The organism is Mesorhizobium sp. M2A.F.Ca.ET.039.01.1.1, from assembly GCF_003998035.1.
GTDB lineage: Bacteria > Pseudomonadota > Alphaproteobacteria > Rhizobiales > Rhizobiaceae > Mesorhizobium.
The window spans coordinates 1-3,376 of sequence record NZ_RZRY01000669.1; the positions used below are offsets into that span (position 1 = coordinate 1).

Genomic DNA, 3,376 nt, shown 5'->3' on the forward strand with positions numbered 1-3,376 from the left:
CCTCCGCACCACGCGGTTGCTGGCCGCGCTCGACGCTTTTGCGGAGGCCGCCGCGGCCGGGCTGAAGGAACTCGACCGGCTGGCGCTGGCCAAGGGCCAGATGGAGCGCCGGCTCAGGAACCGGCGCAAAAACTCGAGCCTGCCGGCGCTGATCGAGCTCGTCTTGGCGCGGCCGGTGGTGTCGGCGGGATTGATCGCGGCCGAGCTGAAAATCAGCCAGCGCGCCGCGCTCGACCTCGTCGCCGAACTCGGCGTCCGCGAGGTGACGGGCCGGGGGCGCTACAGGGCGTGGGGAATCATGTAAGGATCAACATTGCGATCAGTTTTGCAAGCCGTTTGACAGGAATCAGGAAGCAGTGCTTGCCGTGCTTCATGTAATATCCTGTTCCGACGCGTCCGATCTCAGGCCTGCGTTCCCCGATCTCCGTCTGAAAATCGGGGTAGCCATTCGTATGCACACGCACGTCGTGATGGAGGCGACTTTTCTTGCCGCCGAAGGTATCATTCCGACATGGCTCATGTTTTCACAACACTGCGGCACTCGGTGGAGAGACTGCGGGAAGCCGAATACTTCCTCGTCAGGCTCCCGATGACGCACGGGCTGGAGTTCCAGGCGAACCTGAACGCGTTCCTGTCCGCTAGCCGGAGCGTGACCTTCCTCCTTCAATCGTCGCTGGCACATGTGCCGGGATTCGAGGATTGGTATCGGCTTCGCCGTCAGGAAATGAGCGTGGACCCAGCGATGCGGTTTTTCCTCGATCTGCGGAACATCTCGCAGAAGCAGGGACCCGTTTCATACGTCGGTTCGGGACAGCCCGACGGCACCTCAACGCATCGTTTCGTCGCCGGGCAACGCCCCGTACCTCCGGAATTGGTCTGCCGCGACATCGCCGAATGTTGCGCCGAGCACGTGATGAAGCTGGCAAGGCTGCTGCACAGCTACTTCGTCGCGTTTCCCGTGCATGCGTGCCCCGTCCACGCTTTCACCGAAGAGGGAATGATAACGCTAGGGTACACGCTGGCCGACGTCGAGGAAGCCTTGGGTCTCCCGGACGGCTACATCAGCGCCGCGGCCCCTCCTCCGATTGGCGAAGCGCTCCGCTACCTCCAAAGGGAGCTCGAGCCGCTCAACGTTGCCGACCTCGAGAGGCTGTCCGTCGGAGAGTTCCAGCGGGACTGCGAGACGGTGAAGTTTCCCAAGGCGAGCGGAGGGCACCTCGTGGATGACGTCGCAGCGATAATAGAATTGTCCCAAGGATCCGTGACCCATCCGCGGAATGTGTTCATGGCTGCCGTCATGAAGCGCATCGACGACATGGACCCCTCGTAAACGCCCGCGCCTGCGATGGTCGGAGGAGATGAGATGGAGGCTATGTCAATCAGTCCGGTTGGGTCGACGGCCATTCGAAGCGAAAGCGGCCGACGTAATAAATGTCGTACAGCCACTGGAGATCGGACTCGTACTCGCCGATCGCGATGTCCATCCGGCTGTCATGCTGCCGCTTCAGGTTCGTCGCGCCAACTGGGCGATCGTGTATGCCAGTGTCCGGAGGCGAACAGCGGTGCTTCGATCACTGAAATGCAGAAAAATATCCTGCCAGCCCATTCTCAATTTAAATGCACGGCTAACTCATTGAATTCACAGTCACAGCGCTCATTAGCGCCGGCCCGATTATAAATTCACTGGCCGAGCCAAATCTCACAACGATCCAACCGCGCAAAATCTGTCCGGAAAATCAGCGGCGGGATGCTGTCTCGGAGGCAACTCTTGTAATTGGCCAAGCAAAAAAGAAGCGGCCGACGTAGTGCCTATCATGCAAGAACTGGAGGTCCTCTTCTCAATGCTTAATAGCCTCATCATATCGATCATCATTCATGCGTTTAAAATTGCGTGTGAGAGCGGCGATTGTCTCTGCCATCTTCTTCAACCGCTGGGCTGACTTGTTCTGACCCCATTGAGCCATGTAGTCCTTCGGGAAAACTGGAGGAAGCGAACTCTCGAAGATCCGCGCTAGAATCGATTGACGTACGGGAGATGCCTCGCCGTTCGTGCGACCGACATGATATTCGAGATAGGAGAACATGCCCTCTTTCAAAGCTCCGGAGAGCTTTAGGCCACCATCAGCAGGCGAGGCATCGGTGCCCGGCCAGCGAAACCAGTCCTCCGGATTGGTTGGAAGCCCTGCCCGCCGTTCCCATTCCTTGCCCACTGTTTCGATCAACTGAGCTATGTCGGCATGCCAAGCGGATTTCGTCGGGTCGGCTAGCATCTTGGTCGCGTTCCTCCAAATGCCGTGCAGCTTCTCCATTTCCAGGCCTGGAACTTTTTTGGCGATTTTCGCGACATATGGCGCGGTGTCGAAGGTCCTGTCCCGCGCGGGCCTAGAGGCGAACTGCTTCCAGGTCATCTTAACGCCTCGGATCTTTGATTCGCTAACAAATCCGAGTTCTAGATTTTTCTCCCAGAAGGGTTCGGACATGGCCTTTGCGGATCTCTTGCTAGCCTTGATCAATCCCTTTTCTGGCCTTGCGGCGAGCGAGGCTTTTACCAGATGACTGCACGCCGATTCGAAATGCAGCGCAAATGAGTCCGATGTTCCCGCCGGATAACCGTCATGAACTGCTTCGCTTTCGAATCCGAATTGTCTCCCGACAGCTTGCAGGCGATCGCTGTAACGGAACTGCCTCGCCTTGAGTGTCTTCAATATTGGAATAAGCAGTTCCTGCGCCGATGGAATGGTCACTTCCTTTGTGGTCTGGCCCTGCATCTCACCCCCGGATCTTTGATGCGAAGGAGAATAGCGATTTCGGGCGGCGCAGACAGGCTAGATTTCGCATCGTTGTATATTGCACATGAGCTCGAAGTTGCGGTGACCAACCCCGCTGCCCATAAGCGGCAGCGGTTAAGCGCGAGGGGGAGGGTGTGTCGACGTTGAATTCAGACGACACCGGCTTCGCGTCACGCGGTGGGCGCCCAGCTTTTACGGGTCTGATCTGTTCGCGATGGAAAGAATCGGCTAGATGCTTTCGATAACCTGGGAGAGGCCGAGATAGCACCGCCGTCCAGACCGCGCCCGGCGGCATTGACACCTTCCCTTCATAACATATGAAGACCTTGAAGCTAGCCTCGTCGGGTAGCCTGCAAGCCAACGAGGTGTCGGACCGATGAGGTCGTATAGTTTCGCCGATTTGTTTGCAGGATGCGGAGGCCTTTCACTCGGCCTGTCGCTGGCTGGACTAAAGGGCCGTTTCGCGATTGAGCGGGACGAGATGGCCTTCCGCACGTTCGCGTGCAACTTCATCGAGCGAAATGGACCGGCGGGCCAGTTCAACTGGCCGACGTGGCTTGAGCAAAAGGCTTGGGATGTCGAGGAGC

General features: G+C 58.1%; 4 protein-coding genes. 3 read left to right on the plus strand and 1 reads right to left on the minus strand.

Annotation, left to right across the window (positions count from 1 at the left end; genetic code table 11):
• Together EOA24_RS31500 and EOA24_RS31505 are read left to right on the plus strand one after the other, a co-directional pair.
• Window positions 1–304 (plus strand): helix-turn-helix domain-containing protein (locus EOA24_RS31500; protein ID WP_127410463.1); only part of this gene is annotated, 304 nt, incomplete at its 5' end.
• Window positions 305–511: 207 nt separating this feature from the next.
• A complete protein-coding gene (locus EOA24_RS31505; protein ID WP_127410464.1) occupies window positions 512–1,330 on the plus strand; it encodes a hypothetical protein in 819 nt (272 codons plus the stop codon).
• A gap of 508 nt (window positions 1,331–1,838) precedes the next feature.
• On the opposite strand, the gene EOA24_RS31510 is transcribed toward EOA24_RS31505, so the two are convergent.
• Window positions 1,839–2,768 (minus strand): hypothetical protein, encoded by a 930-nt coding sequence (locus tag EOA24_RS31510; RefSeq protein ID WP_127410465.1) that lies wholly within the window; start codon window positions 2,766–2,768, stop codon window positions 1,839–1,841.
• Window positions 2,769–3,165: 397 nt separating this feature from the next.
• On the opposite strand from EOA24_RS31510, the gene EOA24_RS31515 reads away from it, so the two are divergent.
• A partial coding sequence (locus EOA24_RS31515) for a DNA cytosine methyltransferase (protein WP_189354391.1) occupies window positions 3,166–3,376 on the plus strand: 211 nt, incomplete at its 3' end.

Coding starts and splice junctions, on each gene's coding strand:
- EOA24_RS31505 (WP_127410464.1), top strand. CDS start 512: ATGGCTCATGTTTTCACAACACTGCGGCACTCGGTGGAGAGACTGCGG.
- EOA24_RS31510 (WP_127410465.1), bottom strand. CDS start 2,768: ATGCAGGGCCAGACCACAAAGGAAGTGACCATTCCATCGGCGCAGGAA.